General features: G+C 69.2%; 15 protein-coding genes. 4 read left to right on the top strand and 11 right to left on the bottom strand.

Features of this window, described 5'->3' with window-relative positions; translation table 11 throughout:
• Positions 1 to 93: 93 nt before the first annotated feature.
• The 4 genes from IEW34_RS21195 to IEW34_RS21180 form a co-directional block, all read right to left on the bottom strand.
• On the bottom strand, positions 94 to 882 hold the full coding sequence (locus IEW34_RS21195; protein WP_188611227.1) for a TetR/AcrR family transcriptional regulator: 789 nt from the start codon (positions 880 to 882) through the stop codon (positions 94 to 96).
• 167 nt (positions 883 to 1049) lie between these two features.
• Entirely contained in the window at positions 1050 to 1868 is an 819-nt protein-coding gene (proC, locus tag IEW34_RS21190; protein WP_188611226.1) for a pyrroline-5-carboxylate reductase, read from the bottom strand.
• 181 nt (positions 1869 to 2049) lie between these two features.
• Positions 2050 to 2550, bottom strand: a complete 501-nt coding sequence (locus IEW34_RS21185; RefSeq protein ID WP_188611225.1) for a type III secretion system chaperone family protein — start codon at positions 2548 to 2550, stop codon at positions 2050 to 2052.
• A 422-nt stretch (positions 2551 to 2972) separates the two neighbouring features.
• The gene (locus tag IEW34_RS21180) at positions 2973 to 3278 is read right to left on the bottom strand and encodes an accessory factor UbiK family protein (RefSeq protein ID WP_188611224.1); all 306 of its coding nucleotides are present in this window, start codon (positions 3276 to 3278) and stop codon (positions 2973 to 2975) included.
• Positions 3279 to 3491: 213 nt separating this feature from the next.
• Here IEW34_RS21180 and lgt point away from each other — a divergent pair, with 213 nt between their 5' ends.
• The 3 genes from lgt to pgeF all read left to right on the top strand — a co-directional run bounded on the left by lgt (position 3492) and on the right by pgeF (position 6404).
• Complete coding sequence (gene lgt / locus IEW34_RS21175) at positions 3492 to 4364, top strand: prolipoprotein diacylglyceryl transferase (protein WP_188611223.1); 873 nt, start codon at positions 3492 to 3494, stop codon at positions 4362 to 4364.
• Positions 4361 to 5482, top strand: coding sequence for a class I SAM-dependent methyltransferase (locus IEW34_RS21170; RefSeq protein WP_244642122.1), 1122 nt, complete (start codon positions 4361 to 4363; stop codon positions 5480 to 5482). The genes lgt and IEW34_RS21170 overlap by 4 nt, the downstream gene beginning before the upstream one ends.
• A 157-nt stretch (positions 5483 to 5639) precedes the next feature.
• On the top strand, positions 5640 to 6404 hold the full coding sequence (gene pgeF, locus IEW34_RS21165) for a peptidoglycan editing factor PgeF (RefSeq protein WP_188611222.1): 765 nt from the start codon (positions 5640 to 5642) through the stop codon (positions 6402 to 6404).
• Positions 6405 to 6461: 57 nt separating this feature from the next.
• Here pgeF and IEW34_RS21160 read toward each other — a convergent pair whose 3' ends face one another.
• Both IEW34_RS21160 and IEW34_RS21155 read right to left on the bottom strand, forming a co-directional pair.
• The gene (locus IEW34_RS21160) at positions 6462 to 7232 is read right to left on the bottom strand and encodes an SDR family oxidoreductase (protein ID WP_188611221.1); all 771 of its coding nucleotides are present in this window, start codon (positions 7230 to 7232) and stop codon (positions 6462 to 6464) included.
• Complete coding sequence (locus tag IEW34_RS21155) at positions 7229 to 8059, bottom strand: glycosyltransferase family 2 protein (RefSeq protein ID WP_188611220.1); 831 nt, start codon at positions 8057 to 8059, stop codon at positions 7229 to 7231. The genes IEW34_RS21160 and IEW34_RS21155 overlap by 4 nt, the downstream gene beginning before the upstream one ends.
• A gap of 557 nt (positions 8060 to 8616) precedes the next feature.
• On the opposite strand from IEW34_RS21155, the gene IEW34_RS21150 reads away from it, so the two are divergent.
• Positions 8617 to 9378, top strand: coding sequence for an outer membrane protein (locus tag IEW34_RS21150; RefSeq protein WP_188611219.1), 762 nt, complete (start codon positions 8617 to 8619; stop codon positions 9376 to 9378).
• Between the two features lie 102 nt (positions 9379 to 9480).
• On the opposite strand, the gene IEW34_RS21145 is transcribed toward IEW34_RS21150, so the two are convergent.
• The 5 genes from IEW34_RS21145 to IEW34_RS21125 all read right to left on the bottom strand — a co-directional run bounded on the left by IEW34_RS21145 (position 9481) and on the right by IEW34_RS21125 (position 13726).
• Positions 9481 to 10086, bottom strand: a complete 606-nt coding sequence (locus IEW34_RS21145; RefSeq protein WP_188611504.1) for a glutathione S-transferase family protein — start codon at positions 10084 to 10086, stop codon at positions 9481 to 9483.
• 175 nt (positions 10087 to 10261) lie between these two features.
• Positions 10262 to 11107 carry a 23S rRNA (adenine(2030)-N(6))-methyltransferase RlmJ gene (locus IEW34_RS21140; protein WP_188611218.1) on the bottom strand — a complete coding sequence of 282 codons (846 nt, stop codon included), beginning with the start codon at positions 11105 to 11107 and terminating at the stop codon, positions 10262 to 10264.
• Positions 11108 to 11408: 301 nt separating this feature from the next.
• A complete protein-coding gene (locus IEW34_RS21135; RefSeq protein WP_188611217.1) occupies positions 11409 to 12128 on the bottom strand; it encodes a ribonuclease T2 family protein in 720 nt (239 codons plus the stop codon).
• A gap of 29 nt (positions 12129 to 12157) precedes the next feature.
• Positions 12158 to 12613, bottom strand: coding sequence for a hypothetical protein (locus tag IEW34_RS21130; protein WP_188611216.1), 456 nt, complete (start codon positions 12611 to 12613; stop codon positions 12158 to 12160).
• Positions 12614 to 12748: 135 nt separating this feature from the next.
• Positions 12749 to 13726 (bottom strand): TRAP transporter substrate-binding protein, encoded by a 978-nt coding sequence (locus tag IEW34_RS21125; RefSeq protein ID WP_244642121.1) that lies wholly within the window; start codon positions 13724 to 13726, stop codon positions 12749 to 12751.
• Positions 13727 to 13755 lie beyond the last annotated feature (29 nt).

The raw sequence follows: 13755 nt of genomic DNA, 5'->3' as shown, positions 1-13755 counted from the left end.
CTGATCCAAGCCAAGGCGGCTGATGGGTGTCTGTGCCTTTATCCCGCCCGCGCGGGCGGGCTGCCCGAGCGGACACGATGGCACCGCCGCAGCTCAGGGCTGATCGGTGGGGTAGGGTTCGTCGCGCGGGGTCTCGCGGCTGCGCTCGCGCATACGGCGGCTGAACTCCCGCGGTCCGCCGGCGAGCGCGCGGCCGAAGGACCGGAGCGGCTTGGTGACCCGGTAGAGATCATCGGCGAAGTTCAGCAGCCGCTCACCGCGGCCGAGCTCCCGGTCGAGCCGGGCCATCGTGCGGGCGAGTCCCGGATCATCATCCTCGAACCACGTCTCCATGGTGCGGGCGAAGACGGCGACGGCACCCTCCAGGCGCAGCAGGCCGGGCGCTCCTTCTGTCTCGATGTCCGCCGCCGCCAGCATGAAGCGCATGGAGTTGGCGGCGACCTGATGCAGCGCGGCAAGCGCCAGAGGGTCGCTACGCATCGCGGCGGCAATTTGCCGTAGCGCCTCCTTGTACGGCGCCATCGCGTCGATGCGCCGCATCATCACGTCGAAGAGCCTCTCGCGCGCCGGCTCGCCCGCCAGATCGTCGGCAGAGGCCTCCAGCACTTTGCGGTCGATCATACGGGCGAAGCCGCCCAGGATGGCGCCCTTGGACGGAAAGGCATCGCGGAAGTCCGCGAGATTGACGTTCGCCTGCCGGGCAATGTCCGGGATCGTGATCTCACGCCACCGGCGCTCGGCGGCGAGCGTCATGAGTGCCTCAACGATCCGCTCGCGGGGTGGAGCGACGGCGAATGGTGCAGGCGCCGCCGTCTCGGCCGCGCCGACGGGCCGCTCGGCCGCGCCTTCGCCGCTGGTCTCGCTCGTCGGCTTCCTCGCCATGATCACGCCCCTGCACATCGGTTCGGCGGGAGGAGCCCCATCGAAGGCCGATTCGCCCCGATGCTTCAGTCGGGCTCCTACGGCTGAAAGTAGCAGCGAATGCGGCGGGTTCCAGTGCGGCGGATGCCGCTGGCCGGTCGGGGCGGCCGCGCCGCGGCCGCGACGCTTCAGCCCGACAGCTCCCGCGAGCGGCGCGCCGCCGCCGCCACCGCGTCGCTCAGGAGAGGCGTCAGCCCGTTCGCGCCCATCAGCACCGCGAGCGCCGCAGCCGTGGTGCCGCCGGGCGAGGTGACGGCTTCACGCAGGGCCGCAGGATCCTGTGCCGAACGCGCCAGCAACTCGCCCGCGCCGACGACCGTCTCGCGGGCCAGCCTGTCCGCGAGGGCCTGCGGCAGGCCTGCGGCGCGGCCGGCCTGCGCCAGGGCTTCGGCAAGATGGAACACGTAGGCCGGTCCCGACCCGGAAACCGCCGTGACCGCGTCGATCAGGCCTTCGTCCTCCACCCACTCCACGGCACCGACCGCCGCCAGCAGGCCATCGGCCGCCGCACGCTGGGCCGGCGTGACGGCCGCGTTCGCGATTGCCACCGTGATGCCGCGGCGAATCGAGGCGGCCAGGTTCGGCATGGCCCGGACGACGGCTCGGGCCCCCGGCAGCGCCGAGCCGAGGTCGTCCAGGCGCTTGCCGGCCAGGATCGAGACGACGAGCGTCTCGGCACGGACCAGGCCGCCCAGCTCGGGCGCTACGTCGGCCAGCATCTGCGGCTTGATCGCCAGCACCAGCGCCGCCGGCGCCGGCAGCGTCGTCACCGGCGGATTGAGGCGGATGCCGCGGGCAGCGCAGAGCGCGCGCAACTCCTCCGTCGCATGCGGCTCCAGCACGCAGGTCGCGTCGGCGGCGAGGCCGCCCTCGAGCCAGCCATTCAGCATGGCACCGCCCATGCGGCCGGCACCGACAAGGACGAGGGGGGAGGGAAGTGGCTGCATGATTGGCGTCCGGCTATGGCGTCTCGATTCCCGCCGGGCGCGCGGCGCTGGAGCGCTGCTCGACGGGTTGTTTCCCTCAATTGCAGAAGAAACGTTCCAGATTCAACACGTTGGAGCTGTCTGCCCGATCAGGCGGCCTGATTCGATCGGGCAGGCTCCCGGTCGGGCCGGATACCGCGCCTCACGCCTCGCCTGCGGTCTCGAACAGAACCGCGTCCAGCGCTTCCCGCGCCGGCTTGCCGGCCCAGAGCACGAACTGGAAGGCCTGATAGTAACGCTCACAGGCTTCGATGGCGCTTGTCATCAGCACCTCGCACTGGCCCAGCGTCGGCTCGGCGCCGCCGGCCAGCAGCAGGCCGTGCCGATACATGACGACGCTTTCCTTGGCCCAGAGATCGAAATGCCCCAGCCAAAGCTGCTCGTTGATAAGGGAGACGAGCGTCAGCATCTCGCTCCGCCGCCGATCCGACACCTTCAGGTCGAAGGCGCAGGCGATATGCATCGCCTCGACCTCCTCGATCCAGGTGAAGGCGATGTGGTACTCGGTCCAGCTGCCGCTGATGGTCACGGACAGCTCGTCATCGTCCGCCCTGTCGAAGCTCCAGTCATTGGTGGACGCGAGCCGTTCCAGCACATCGAGCGGATGCTCGCTGCGTACAATCTCGAAATCGATGTGGGTCATGCCGAACCCTCGGCTGGAGGCCAGGTTGTGAGCTCCGCATGCAGCCGGCATGCAAAGCTCGCAGCGACGCAACGACCAACTCGAGCAAACGGCGGACGCGAGCATTTCCCGATCAGACGTGTCCTTCCGATCGGACAGAAATGCCCAACGCCTTGAAGCTGGAGCGCTTCGTCCGCGATCGGGTCAGTCACCCCATCGCGAAGCGCTCTAGGCTCCGAAGCCCGAGCTATTCATCAAGCAGAAAGCTTTTTTCGGCCTCCGCTCCGGACGAATCACCTGTCGGTTCGACTATACCGCGCAGGACTCTCGCCGCGAATACACTCGCGACCCTCGAAGATTCGCGCGGGGCCGACAACGGCACTCGCGTCGCTGTCCACAGTCGCGGCACGCGGATCGGACGGGAGGGCCGGCTGCCGGCGTCGCTAGTCGCCGTGGGGCCCCGATCCCGGCGGCTTGGCCGGCCCGCCGGCCGCCGGTGCGGCGCTTAGCCGCTCTTCGAGCGCCGCGATGCGCTTGGCAAGGCGGTCGTTCTCGTCACGCGCCGCGATCGCCATCTCGCGCACGGCCTCGAACTCCTCACGTGAGACCATGTCCATGGACTGCATGAGGCGCTCGAGCTGGCCACGCATCACGGTCTCGGCCTCGCGGCGAACTCCCTGCGCCGCCCCCATGGCGTCGGTTGCCAGGCGGGCCAGATCGTCCAAGAGGCGGTTCGAGGTCTGCGACATGGTCTCCTCCGGCGGACGCGGCACGCTTGGCCGCACCCCGTGACATGGCCTCTGCGGACGGCGAGATCAACGCCGCCGCGCCCCTGGGCTGCGCGGCGCAGGGCGAAGGGCGCGCGGCGCGGCTGCGATCCGTCGCGGCAAGCCGCTTGACCTGCGGCGACCGGTGCGCAGAGTGCCCTCCGATCAAGGCCAGAGAAATCAAGGCCCGAGAACATGCCGGTCCTCGCCATACCCTTTCCCGTCATAGACCCGGTCCTGGTGTCGATCGGGCCGTTTGCCATCCGCTGGTACGCGCTCGCCTACATCGTCGGCCTGGTCGGCGGTTGGCTCTACGCGCGCCGGCTGGCGGCCACGGAGCGGCTGTGGGGGCCGCTCAAGCGCCCGACCCCGGCCGATCTCGACGATCTCCTGGTCTACGTGGCGCTGGGCGTCGTCCTCGGCGGCCGGTTGGGTTACGTGCTGTTCTATGATCTGAAGCAGTATCTGGAGCATCCGCTCGATATTCTGGCCGTATGGCGCGGCGGCATGTCGTTCCATGGCGGCTTCCTCGGCGCCGTGCTGGGCATCTTCCTGCTTGCCCGATCCCGCAAGCTGTCCGTGCTCGCCATGTTCGACGTCGCCGCCGCCGTGGCTCCGATCGGCCTGTTCCTCGGCCGGCTGGCCAATTTCGTCAATGGCGAGCTCTGGGGCCGCGCCGCGCCCGATTTTCCCTACGCCATGGTGTTCCCCAACGGCGGTCCGCTGCCGCGCCATCCGAGCCAGCTCTACGAGGCCTTCGCCGAGGGCCTCCTGCTGTTCGTCGCGGTGACCATCGCGGTGCGCCTGTTCGGCTTTCGCCGGCCGGGTCTGGTGAGCGCTGTCTTCGCCATCGGCTATGCGCTGGCGCGCACCGTCTGCGAGTTCTTCCGCGAACCCGATCCGCAGCTCGGCTTCCTGCTCGGGACGAAAATCGCCGCCCTCGGCGGCGGCCTCACCATGGGCATGCTGCTCTGCGTGCCGCTGTTCATTGCCGGCGTGATCCTGCTGATCGCCGCCGCCAGCGGGCGCACCCGGCCGCGGTTGACGCTGGAGCGGGCGGCAGCGTGACGGTCAGGCCCAGGACGCCGCTCGGAGATGAGCTGTGCCGGCTCATCGCCGCCGAGGGGCCGATCTCCGTCGAGCGCTACATGGGGCTGTGCCTGACGCATCCGCGTCATGGCTACTACACGGGCCGCGACCCGCTCGGGGCGGCGGGCGACTTCACCACCGCCCCCGAGGTGTCGCAGATCTTCGGCGAATTGATCGGGCTGTGGGTCGCGGCGGTCTGGCAGACAATGGGCGAGCCGGCCCTGGTGCGCCTGGTCGAACTGGGGCCGGGCCGGGGCACGCTGATGGCCGACGCCTGGCGCGCCACGCGCGTGCTGCCACGCTTCCGTGATGCCCTTCGCGTCGACCTGGTCGAAGTGAGCCCGGTCCTGCGGCAGCGGCAGCAGGCCACCCTGGCCGTGGCCGGGCTCGGCGCGGGCGCTGCCGTGACGTGGCGACAGCGCCTGGAGGAGGTGCCGGACGACGGGCCGCTGCTGGTGGTCGCCAACGAGTTCGTCGACGCGCTGCCGGTCCGACAGTTCGTGCGCGGCTCACGCGGCTGGCACGAGCGGCTGGTGGGCCTGTCGCAGGAGGGCGAGCTCGTCTTCGGTCTTGCCGAGGCGGCCGAGCCCACCTTGGCAACCAGCACGGGCGCTCCGGGCGCGGTGCTGGAGGTGGGCCGCGCCGCCGCCGCCGTCGCCCGCGAACTCGCCGGCCGGCTGCTGCGGCAGGGCGGCGCGGCGCTCCTCATCGACTATGGCCATACCGCGACCGGGCTGGGGGATACGCTCCAGGCGGTGCGGCGGCACGCCTATGTCGATCCGCTGGCCGAGCCGGGCCTGGCCGACCTGACCACGCACGTCGACTTCGGGGCGCTGAGGCGGACCGCGCTCGGGGCGGGCGCAGCCGTGCATGGCCCGGTGCCCCAGGGTGCGTTCCTCGATGCGCTCGGAGCGCCCGCGCGGGCCGCACGGCTGGCCGCCGGCCGCGACGCGGGCACCCGGGCGGCGATCGCCGCCGCCGTCGCGCGGCTGACCGGTGGCGGTCCCGGCGAGATGGGCGAGTTGTTCAAGGTGATGGCGATCGCCGCGCCGGCGCTGCCTGCGCTGCCTGGGTTGGAGCAAGGCGCGATCGGATGACGTCATGCGGCCGCGACCGACCGCTCCAGGTTCGCAAGCCTGCAGCTTCCTTGCGCTCGGGTACCCGGGCCCGAGCGAGAGCGCCCTGGCGCCGCCATCGTCGCCACCCGATATGGCTGTCGCAATCCTGATCCCACCAGCGCACGAGGCGGCATCCATGGTCATCGAAGCCGAGCGGTTGAAGCAGTTGCCGGGCGTTGCCCACGCCTTCTTCACCCGGCAGGGCGGGGTGTCGGAAGGCATCTTCGCCTCGCTCAACGGCGGCCTCGGGTCCGATGACGAGGCAGCCGCCGTCATGGAAAACCGGCGGCGCATGGCGGCGCGCTTCGGCCTGCCGCCCGAGCGGCTGCTCGGCATTCATCAGGTCCATTCACCGGACGTCGCCGTCGCCGTGGCGCCCTGGCCCGAGCGGCCGAAGGTCGATGCGGTGGTCACCCGCGTGCCGGATCTGGCGCTCGGGGTGGCCAGCGCAGATTGCGGGCCGGTGCTGTTCGCCGACGGCGGCGCCGGGGTGGTGGGCGCTGCGCACGCCGGCTGGCGCGGCGCCTTCACCGGCGTGCTCGAGGCGACGGTCGCGGCGATGGAGGGTCTTGGCGCTCGCCGCGAGCAGATCGTCGCCGTGCTCGGGCCGACCATCGGCCCGACGGCCTACGAGGTCGGCCCCGAGTTCGTTGCCCGCTTCATCGAGGCGGAACCGGCCAACGAGGCGTTCTTCGCTCCGTCGGCGCGCACCGGCCACGCCATGTTCGATCTGCCAAGCTACATCGTCATGCGGCTCGGCAGGGCCGGCATCGGCCATGCGGAGAGCCTGGGGCTCTGCACCTACGGCGACGAGGCGCGCTTCTACAGCTACCGCCGGACCACCCACCGCAGCGAGCCCGACTACGGCCGCCTGATCTCGGCCATCTGCATCAAGGGGTGAGGCCGACGGCGGGGGCGCGCCTCCTCCGCAGGTGCCGGTGGCGTCTCCGCCGCCCCGCTATTCGGCGACCACGGCGTCGGGCGTCTGCCAGGCCAGGTGCTGGCCTCCGTCGACCGCGATCATCTGGCCCGTGACGCTGCGCGCGCGCGCGAGGTAGAGCACCGCGTCGGCGATCTCTGCTGGGGCGACGGCGTGGCCGAGCGGCACGGCGGCAGCCTGAAGACGGAAGTCGTCGGGCGTCTGCCGCTCGCTCCTGAAGATGGGCCCGGGACCGACGGCGTTGACGCGGATGCGCGGCGCGAGCGCTTGCGCCATCGTGCGCGTTGCCGTGAACAGGGCCGACTTGGTCAGGGTGTAGGAAAAGCACCGCGGCGTGGGCTTCCACACCCGCTGGTCGACGATGTTGACGATCGCGCCCGAGTGCCCGTCCGGCAGGGCGTGGGCGAAGGCCTGCGAGAGCAACGCCGGGGCGCGCAGGTTGACGGCGAAATGACGGTCCCAGAGGGCGACGTCGAAGTCGGTGATGTCGTCCGGTTCAAAGATCGCGGCGCTGTTGACCAGGAGCGTGATCGGCCCCAGCAGGCTCGCCGCCACGGTGACGAGGCCGGCAGCGGCCGCCGCCTCCTCCAGGTCGGCCGCCGCCACCGCGCAGCGCCCGCCTTCGGCCGTGAGTCTGGCGGCGAGGGCCTCGGCGGCGTCACGCGAGCGGTGGCAGTGGATCACCACGCCGTAGCCGGCCCGCGACAGCGCCTCGGTGACCGTCGCACCGATGCGCTTGGCGCTGCCGGTGACGAGCGCGACCTCGGTATGGCTGGGCGCAGCGGTCACAGCCTCCCCTCCTTGCGTGCCCGCTCGGCGAGCCGACGCTCCACGTGTTTGGCGACGCGCAGGTAGCGATAGAAGGCGAAGTTCATGGCCGTCATGAATCCATAGATACCGCGAACCGCGTGGCGCCGCCCGACATAGGCCTTGATGAAGTTGGCGGGGAATTCGAGCACCAGCCGCAGCGTCGACACGCGCTCGCCGCGGGCGTCCAGGTCCTCGACGAGCGCGTCGGTGTAATTGTTGAGCTTGGCCAGCTGATCGCCGATCGAGCGCACCGAGAAATGGTGGATGGTGCCCTTGAGGCGACGAACACGGCTTCCAGGGACGAGGTCGACCCGATCGTGCACGGGCGAGCGGGAGTAGCGTCCCTTGTCGTGGCGATAGAGCCGCACCGGCGCGAGGGCGAAGCCGAGCGGGTGAGGGGCGCCCTCACCCGGAAAGATCTCTGCGATGCGGATGCGGTAGGCGTCCGCCTCGGGCTCGCCCCGGGCGAACAGGCTGGCGATCTCGTCCGCCAGATCGGGCGGGACCACCTCGTCGGCGTCGACATTCAGCAGCCAGGCATGGCGGCACTGCTCCTCACCGAAGCGCTTCTGTTCGCCATAGCCTGGCCAGGCGTTGTGGATCACGCGCGCGCCGAGCCGCGCGGCGAGTTCCTGCGTGCCGTCGGTCGAGCCCGAATCGATCACCACGAGATCATCGGTGAGCGGGCGCACCGCCTCGATCGTCCGGCCGATGCGGTCGACCTCGTTCACGGCGATGATGAAGACGGACAGCTGGGAAACGTGTGACACTTCTGGCAACCGGTGGGGCGGCCGTGGCTTTGACATGTCTTGGGGCGCCGCGGCAAGCGTCGGCGCCGCCGGGGTCAGCTTGTCGGCCGGTGGCCGCCCGCCCCGGCTCCCGCCGTCATGCGCCTGCTGTCTTCCGCGTCGACCGGGAACCTCCTCGGGCGCAACGGGCTGAAGGGCGTCCACGCCATGCGGACGGGCGCGTCCTGACGCATGGCAGTGCGTCGGCTTCACTGTTAAAGTCTCTTTAGCCACGATCGGAGCTTTCGCTCGTTTCTCGTCCAAAATCAGGTATCAATCTCCCCGCGAACGGAACGGATTCGAACGGCAGCGGTTAGGCTGAGCGACGTCCTCCCATCTCCCAGAAGCGGGGATAGGAGGACGCCGGTGGGGGTTCGACCACCACTGTTCGCGTCCTGTGTTGCGTCGTGATGAGCCGCCATGGTTCCGCCAGCGGCCATCACAGTTCCGCCTCAAAGGCTGGTGCCCATGTGGCCGTAGTGCTACAGACACCGGCCAGCGGGTGGGCTACTTGCCAACAACTCGCGGGGGCCGCCTCGGCCGGTCTCGCAAGAATAAAACGGAGTGAGTGAGTGATGAAGAAGTTCCTTCTTGCCGGCGTCGCTGCCGCAAGCCTGCTGACTGCCGGTTCTGCATTCGCGGCCGACCTGCCGTCGCGCAAGTACGCGCCGGTCGCTCCGGCTGTGATCGTTCCCGTGTTCACCTGGACCGGCTTCTACGTCGGCGTGAACGCCGGCTACGCCTGGAACACCAACAACGACAACAACGCTTACGGCTACGGTTATCCGGGCTACGCTGGTTACGGCTACTACGGTGACAGCGGCAGCGACGGTGGCTTCGCTGGTGGTGGCCAGATCGGCTACAACTACCAGATCGGCCAGTTCGTGATCGGCGCCGAAGCGGACATCCAGTACGCTGACCTCGGCGGCAAGAACAACTACGGCTACGGCAACCAGGGCATGGATTGGTTCGGCACCGTGCGTGCCCGCGCCGGTTTCGCCTTCGACCGCGCCCTGATCTACGCCACCGGCGGTTTCGCTTACGGCGGCGGCGGCAACAACAACAGCGCCTACTTCGGCAACAACTACGGCTACGGTGGCGCCTACTACGGCGGCAACGGCGACAACACGGCGACCGGCTGGACGGTCGGCGGCGGTCTCGAGTACGCCTTCACCGACAACATCACTGCCAAGGTCGAAGGCCTGTATGTCAGCCTCGACCGCGGCAACAGCGACGTCTATCTCCCGGGCGCTGCGCTGGCCACCTCCTACTACAGCAATGGCAGCAAGAACAACGAGTTCGGCGTCGTCCGCGTCGGCCTGAACTACAAGTTCTAATAAGACGAAACGACTCGTTCGATTGGGGCCCGGTGGTTCGCCACCGGGCCCTTTTTCTATGGCGTGAGCTGCAAGGCCCCGCCGAAGCGCTCCAACGCTCTGTCACGGATTGACGTGGGTCGCACCGTAGGCCGGAACGCTGGCGGCGAAACGATCCAGCCAATCCACCAGCGCGGGATGACCGGCGCGCCAGCGGCCGCCGAAGCGCAGGTCGAGGTACCCCAGGGCGCAGGCCACCGCGATCTGGCCGACGTCCGGCGGCGAGGTGAGCGCCGGCGGCGCCGCCTCCAGCTCCGCCAGGGCACCAGTGACCTTCTTCGCCTGCATGGCGAGCCAGCCGTCATGCCGCCGCTCCTGCGGACGATAGCGGCCCTCGTAGACCTGCAGCAGCGCCGCATCGAGCAGCCCGATGGCCAGCGCCTGGCGTCTCAGCACCTGGAAGCGCTCGGGTCCAGCGGGAATGATCCGACTGCCACCGGCCAGATGGTCGAGATAGTCGACGATCACCCGGGAATCGAACAGGGCCGTGCCGTCCTCCGTGATCAGAGTCGGGATCTTGCCGAGCGGGTTCTGCTGCCACAGCACCTCTGAATCGTCGGTGAGGTCGGGCGGCACCATGGTGATGCGGTCCCCGAGGCCGAGAACCTCGGCGGCGATGCGCACGAGGCGGCTGTAGGGGGAGGGCGGCGAGGCGCGAAGGATCATCATCATGCGGGCGGGTCCGGGCAGCTCGAGCTTGGTTGGTCGTCGCGACTCATAGAGCGTTTTCGAGCGAAGTGGATGCCGGTTCGCGTGAAGAAAACGTGACAAAACAAATGATCTAGAGCATCGACGTGGCGAAGGAACCGGTCTTGGATCGACCCCGCCCCGCAACGGCGGGCTGCTACTCTCCCGCGATCCAATGACATCTGGCTTCGCCGGGTTTGTCGCGGCCCAGACGCTCGGCCAGCGCCGGCAGCAGAATCTTCGCCTCGTTCGCGAGCATCCATGGCGGGTTGGCGACGATGAGGCCGCAGCCGTTGAGGCGTTCAGCCGGCCCATCCGGCTCGACCAGCAGCTCGAGCCGCAGCAGTTTGCGCAGTTCGCTCCGCGCCAGGCGCTCGGCCGCTTCGTCGACGACTGCCCGGTCCTTGATCGGATACCAGAGCGCCATGATGCCGGTCGGCCACTTGCGCAGGGCTGCCACGACCTCGTCGACCGCCGTCGTCAGCTCGTTCCTGGCCTCGTAGGGCGGATCGATAAGGATGAGGCCGCGCCGCTCCTTGGGCGGGATGTTGGCGCGGAGCGCCGTCCAGCCGTCCAGCGGCAGGGCGCGAATGCCGGGAATTGGAACGAGTGCCGCTTTGAGGACGGCGGCGTCGAGCGGATGCAGCTCGACGGCGAGCGCCCGGTCCTGCGGTCGCAGGAAATGGCCGACGATCAGCGGCGAGCCAGGATAGGCGGCAGGGCCGTGCCGGGCGCGGGTCGCGGCCAGAACGGCGCGATACGGCGCCAGCAGCGCTTCGGCCTCGGGCGTCGTGGGGGTCGCGAGGCGCCCGATGCCGTCCCGCCATTCGCCGGTGCGGTCGGCCTCGCCGCCGGTGAGGTCGTAGAGACCGATGCCGCCGTGGGTGTCGAGCGCGAAGAATGGGGTCCCCTTGTGCTGGAGGTGCACCAGGATCCGGGTGAGCAGGGCATGCTTCATCACGTCGGCGAAATTGCCGGCATGGTAGGCGTGGCGGTAGTTCATCGGGTCCTGCCGGGCCGGTGCCTGGAGCCTCTCGCCATTGGTCGATCCTCCAATGGCACAGACATGCTCCAGGTCTTTGCATCTGGAGCGCCTCTTCGCGATTGGGTATGCGCCTTCAATCCGATGAGACGATGTCAACTGATCGAGGAATGCGCTCGAGCGTTTTCGAGCGAAGTGGACGCCGGTTCGCGTGAAGAAAACGCGACAAATCAAACAGATAGAGCATTTCGGCGATTCGAAGAAACGCGGAAATGCTCTAGTCGCGGCTGCCCGCGCCTGTCCCGTTCGTGCGCAAGCCCAGTCAGCGCATGGGGTCGACGCGGAAGGCGGCGCGGCAGCGCGGCGGACCCCGTTCTCCGCATGGCGTGAAAGCGCGCAGATCCTTGGAGAAGCAGATCAGCACCTCCTGCAGCGCACCGCGGCGGCAGGAGACGTCCATCATGTCCGTGCGCAGGCCCGGGTTGGCGGCGACGAAGGCTCGCTTCAGGTCGAGTACCGTCCAGCGCTGCGTGTCCGGCGAGGTCTTGAAGGCCGCTGGGATGGTCACCGCATCGCGGGCGCGCCGCACGTCGGCGAAGAAGTCGGTCGGGCTCTTGCCTGAGCAGGTGCCGTGGATGCGCCATTCGTGCCGGGCGAGCCCCCGGTCCGGGAACACGCCGTCCGCCCCCTCCAGCGCCAGGCGCGAGGGGAAGCGAGCGGCCGGCGCGCACTCGCTCGGATAGCCGTTGCCGGCGTATTGGGGCCAGAGCCCGTGGACGACGAAGCCGAGCTGCCGCCCGAGGTCGCATTGGGAGCGTCCCTTCTCCGCGCCGCCGGCCGCGCAGAACCCGGGCGACCAGGAGAGCGCCAGCAGGTAGTAGTCGAACTGCCCGGCCGGCGCGCCGCGGCTGGCGCTGGAGCGCTGCGCGGCCACTGGAGCGGCGAGGCCGAGCGCCAGGGCGATGGCCAGCAGCGCGGCGCCGATGATGCGCGGAGTGCGCCGGGCCGGCGCGACGCCGTCCGCCGATGATGCAGCCTGCATGGGTCCGGTGCCGGTCGGCAGCGCCCGGCTCAGGGCTTGGCCATCTTGCACAGAGGCGCGTCTTGCCATTCGCGGTCGAGGCCGACGACGCAATACTCGATGCCCCACTCGGTCCGGAACAGCCCGGGGTCGCCCAACGCCTCGCGCACCGAATAGTAGACGGTGCGCTTGTAGCCGTCGGACATCAGTGCCCGCGCGCTGCAGAAGCGGCGCGGGATGTAGTCGAGGCCCCAGGGCCTGAACGCGATGGGCTTCACGTGATCATAGGCCGTGATGGTCAGCGACGAATTCCAGAAAGTTGATTCGGTCCGCGCAAACCGCTCTGAAACGTTGAGCAGCACCATGTCCGAGTTGCAGTCGGGGATTATGCCGGTCCACGGCACGTCGCGCTCCTCGGCCGGCACCTGGTCGCGGGCCGTCGCCAGCCCCGCAGATCCGGCCAGGACGACGAGCGAGAGAAGGAAGCAGATGACGCGAGCGCGCATGACTACCGGTCCGTTTGGGCAACTTGAACCAGGCGACGATGGCCATGCGCGCCGCCCCGGTCAAGCGCAGCTATGCAACAGGTACCGACGCAATGCGGTGGGATCGCCCGATCTGCGCCGCTGGTGCGGACCGACTCACATTTTCTTATAGGCAGCGATCACCGCCTCGCCGTTCGGGCCGGCCTTCTTGACCCAATCGGCAGTGAGTTGCTCGCCGATCTTGGCGAGCCCGTCCTTGAGCTGCGGGCTGGGCGGCGCGACCTTCATGCCCTTCGCGGCGAGTTGCTCGAGGTACCACTGTGATTTCTCTTCCCAGAGCTTCCAGCCCCGCTGCTCGGCGGCCGCTGCCGCCTTCAGGACGACCTCCTGTGTCGGTTTGGGCAAGGCCTCGAAGGCGGCCTTGTTGACGAAGACGACGTTCTTGGGCACCCAGGCCTGGGTGTCGTAGAAGTGGTCCAGCGACTCCCAGATCTTGCTGTCGTAGCCCGTCGCGCCCGAGGTCATCAGCGCGTTGACGACGCCGGTCGCCAGCGCCTGGGGCAACTCGGCCGCCTGCACCGTCACCGACTGGGCCCCGGCCAGCTCGCCGATGCGCGCGGTGCCGACGTTGTAGGCCCGCCACTTCAGCCCCTTGAGATCCTCGACCTTGTCGATGTCCTTCCTGGCGTAGATGCCCTGCGGCGCCCAGGGGACGGCGAAAAGCAGCATCAGTCCCTGCTGTCCGAGCTTTCTCTCGATCGCCGGCCGCGAGGCCTGGTAGAGCTTGTGGGCCTGCGGGAAGCTGGTGGCGAGGAACGGCACGACGTCGATACCGAAGATCGGGTCCTCGTTCTCGTGCAGCGACAGCAGCACCTCGCCGGCCTGGGCCTGCCCCGTCTGCACGGCGCGCTTGATGTCAGGCGCCTTGAACAGGGAAGCGCCGGAGTGGACGGTGATGGCGAGCTCGCCCTTGCTGGCGTCCGCCACGTCCTTGGCGAAGGCGTTGAGATTGACGGTGTGGGGATTGTCGGCCGGGTAGGCCGCCGGCAGGTTCCACTTGGTCTGCGCCATGGCTGACGCGGGCAGGAGCATGGCGGCGATCAGGCCGAGGGGGGCGAGGCGTCGGATGGGCATGGTCTCACTCCATGGTTGCCGGGCGGAGC

The sequence above is a fragment of the Chelatococcus reniformis genome, assembly GCF_014640075.1.
GTDB lineage: Bacteria > Pseudomonadota > Alphaproteobacteria > Rhizobiales > Beijerinckiaceae > Camelimonas > Camelimonas reniformis.
Note: the sequence above shows the minus strand (reverse complement) of the source record. Positions and strands in the feature narration are given on the sequence as shown.

Excerpts from the sequence above, each read along its gene's own strand:
- IEW34_RS21185 (WP_188611225.1), bottom strand. The coding sequence starts at position 2,550 with ATGACCCACATCGATTTCGAGATTGTACGCAGCGAGCATCCGCTCGAT.
- IEW34_RS21180 (WP_188611224.1), bottom strand. The coding sequence starts at position 3,278 with ATGTCGCAGACCTCGAACCGCCTCTTGGACGATCTGGCCCGCCTGGCA.
- pgeF (WP_188611222.1), top strand. The coding sequence starts at position 5,640 with ATGGTCATCGAAGCCGAGCGGTTGAAGCAGTTGCCGGGCGTTGCCCAC.
- IEW34_RS21140 (WP_188611218.1), bottom strand. The coding sequence starts at position 11,107 with ATGAACTACCGCCACGCCTACCATGCCGGCAATTTCGCCGACGTGATG.
- IEW34_RS21145 (WP_188611504.1), bottom strand. The coding sequence starts at position 10,086 with ATGATGATCCTTCGCGCCTCGCCGCCCTCCCCCTACAGCCGCCTCGTG.
- IEW34_RS21130 (WP_188611216.1), bottom strand. The coding sequence starts at position 12,613 with ATGCGCGCTCGCGTCATCTGCTTCCTTCTCTCGCTCGTCGTCCTGGCC.
- lgt (WP_188611223.1), top strand. The coding sequence starts at position 3,492 with ATGCCGGTCCTCGCCATACCCTTTCCCGTCATAGACCCGGTCCTGGTG.
- IEW34_RS21195 (WP_188611227.1), bottom strand. The coding sequence starts at position 882 with ATGGCGAGGAAGCCGACGAGCGAGACCAGCGGCGAAGGCGCGGCCGAG.
- proC (WP_188611226.1), bottom strand. The coding sequence starts at position 1,868 with ATGCAGCCACTTCCCTCCCCCCTCGTCCTTGTCGGTGCCGGCCGCATG.
- IEW34_RS21155 (WP_188611220.1), bottom strand. The coding sequence starts at position 8,059 with ATGTCAAAGCCACGGCCGCCCCACCGGTTGCCAGAAGTGTCACACGTT.
- IEW34_RS21150 (WP_188611219.1), top strand. The coding sequence starts at position 8,617 with ATGAAGAAGTTCCTTCTTGCCGGCGTCGCTGCCGCAAGCCTGCTGACT.
- IEW34_RS21135 (WP_188611217.1), bottom strand. The coding sequence starts at position 12,128 with ATGCAGGCTGCATCATCGGCGGACGGCGTCGCGCCGGCCCGGCGCACT.
- IEW34_RS21125 (WP_244642121.1), bottom strand. The coding sequence starts at position 13,726 with ATGCCCATCCGACGCCTCGCCCCCCTCGGCCTGATCGCCGCCATGCTC.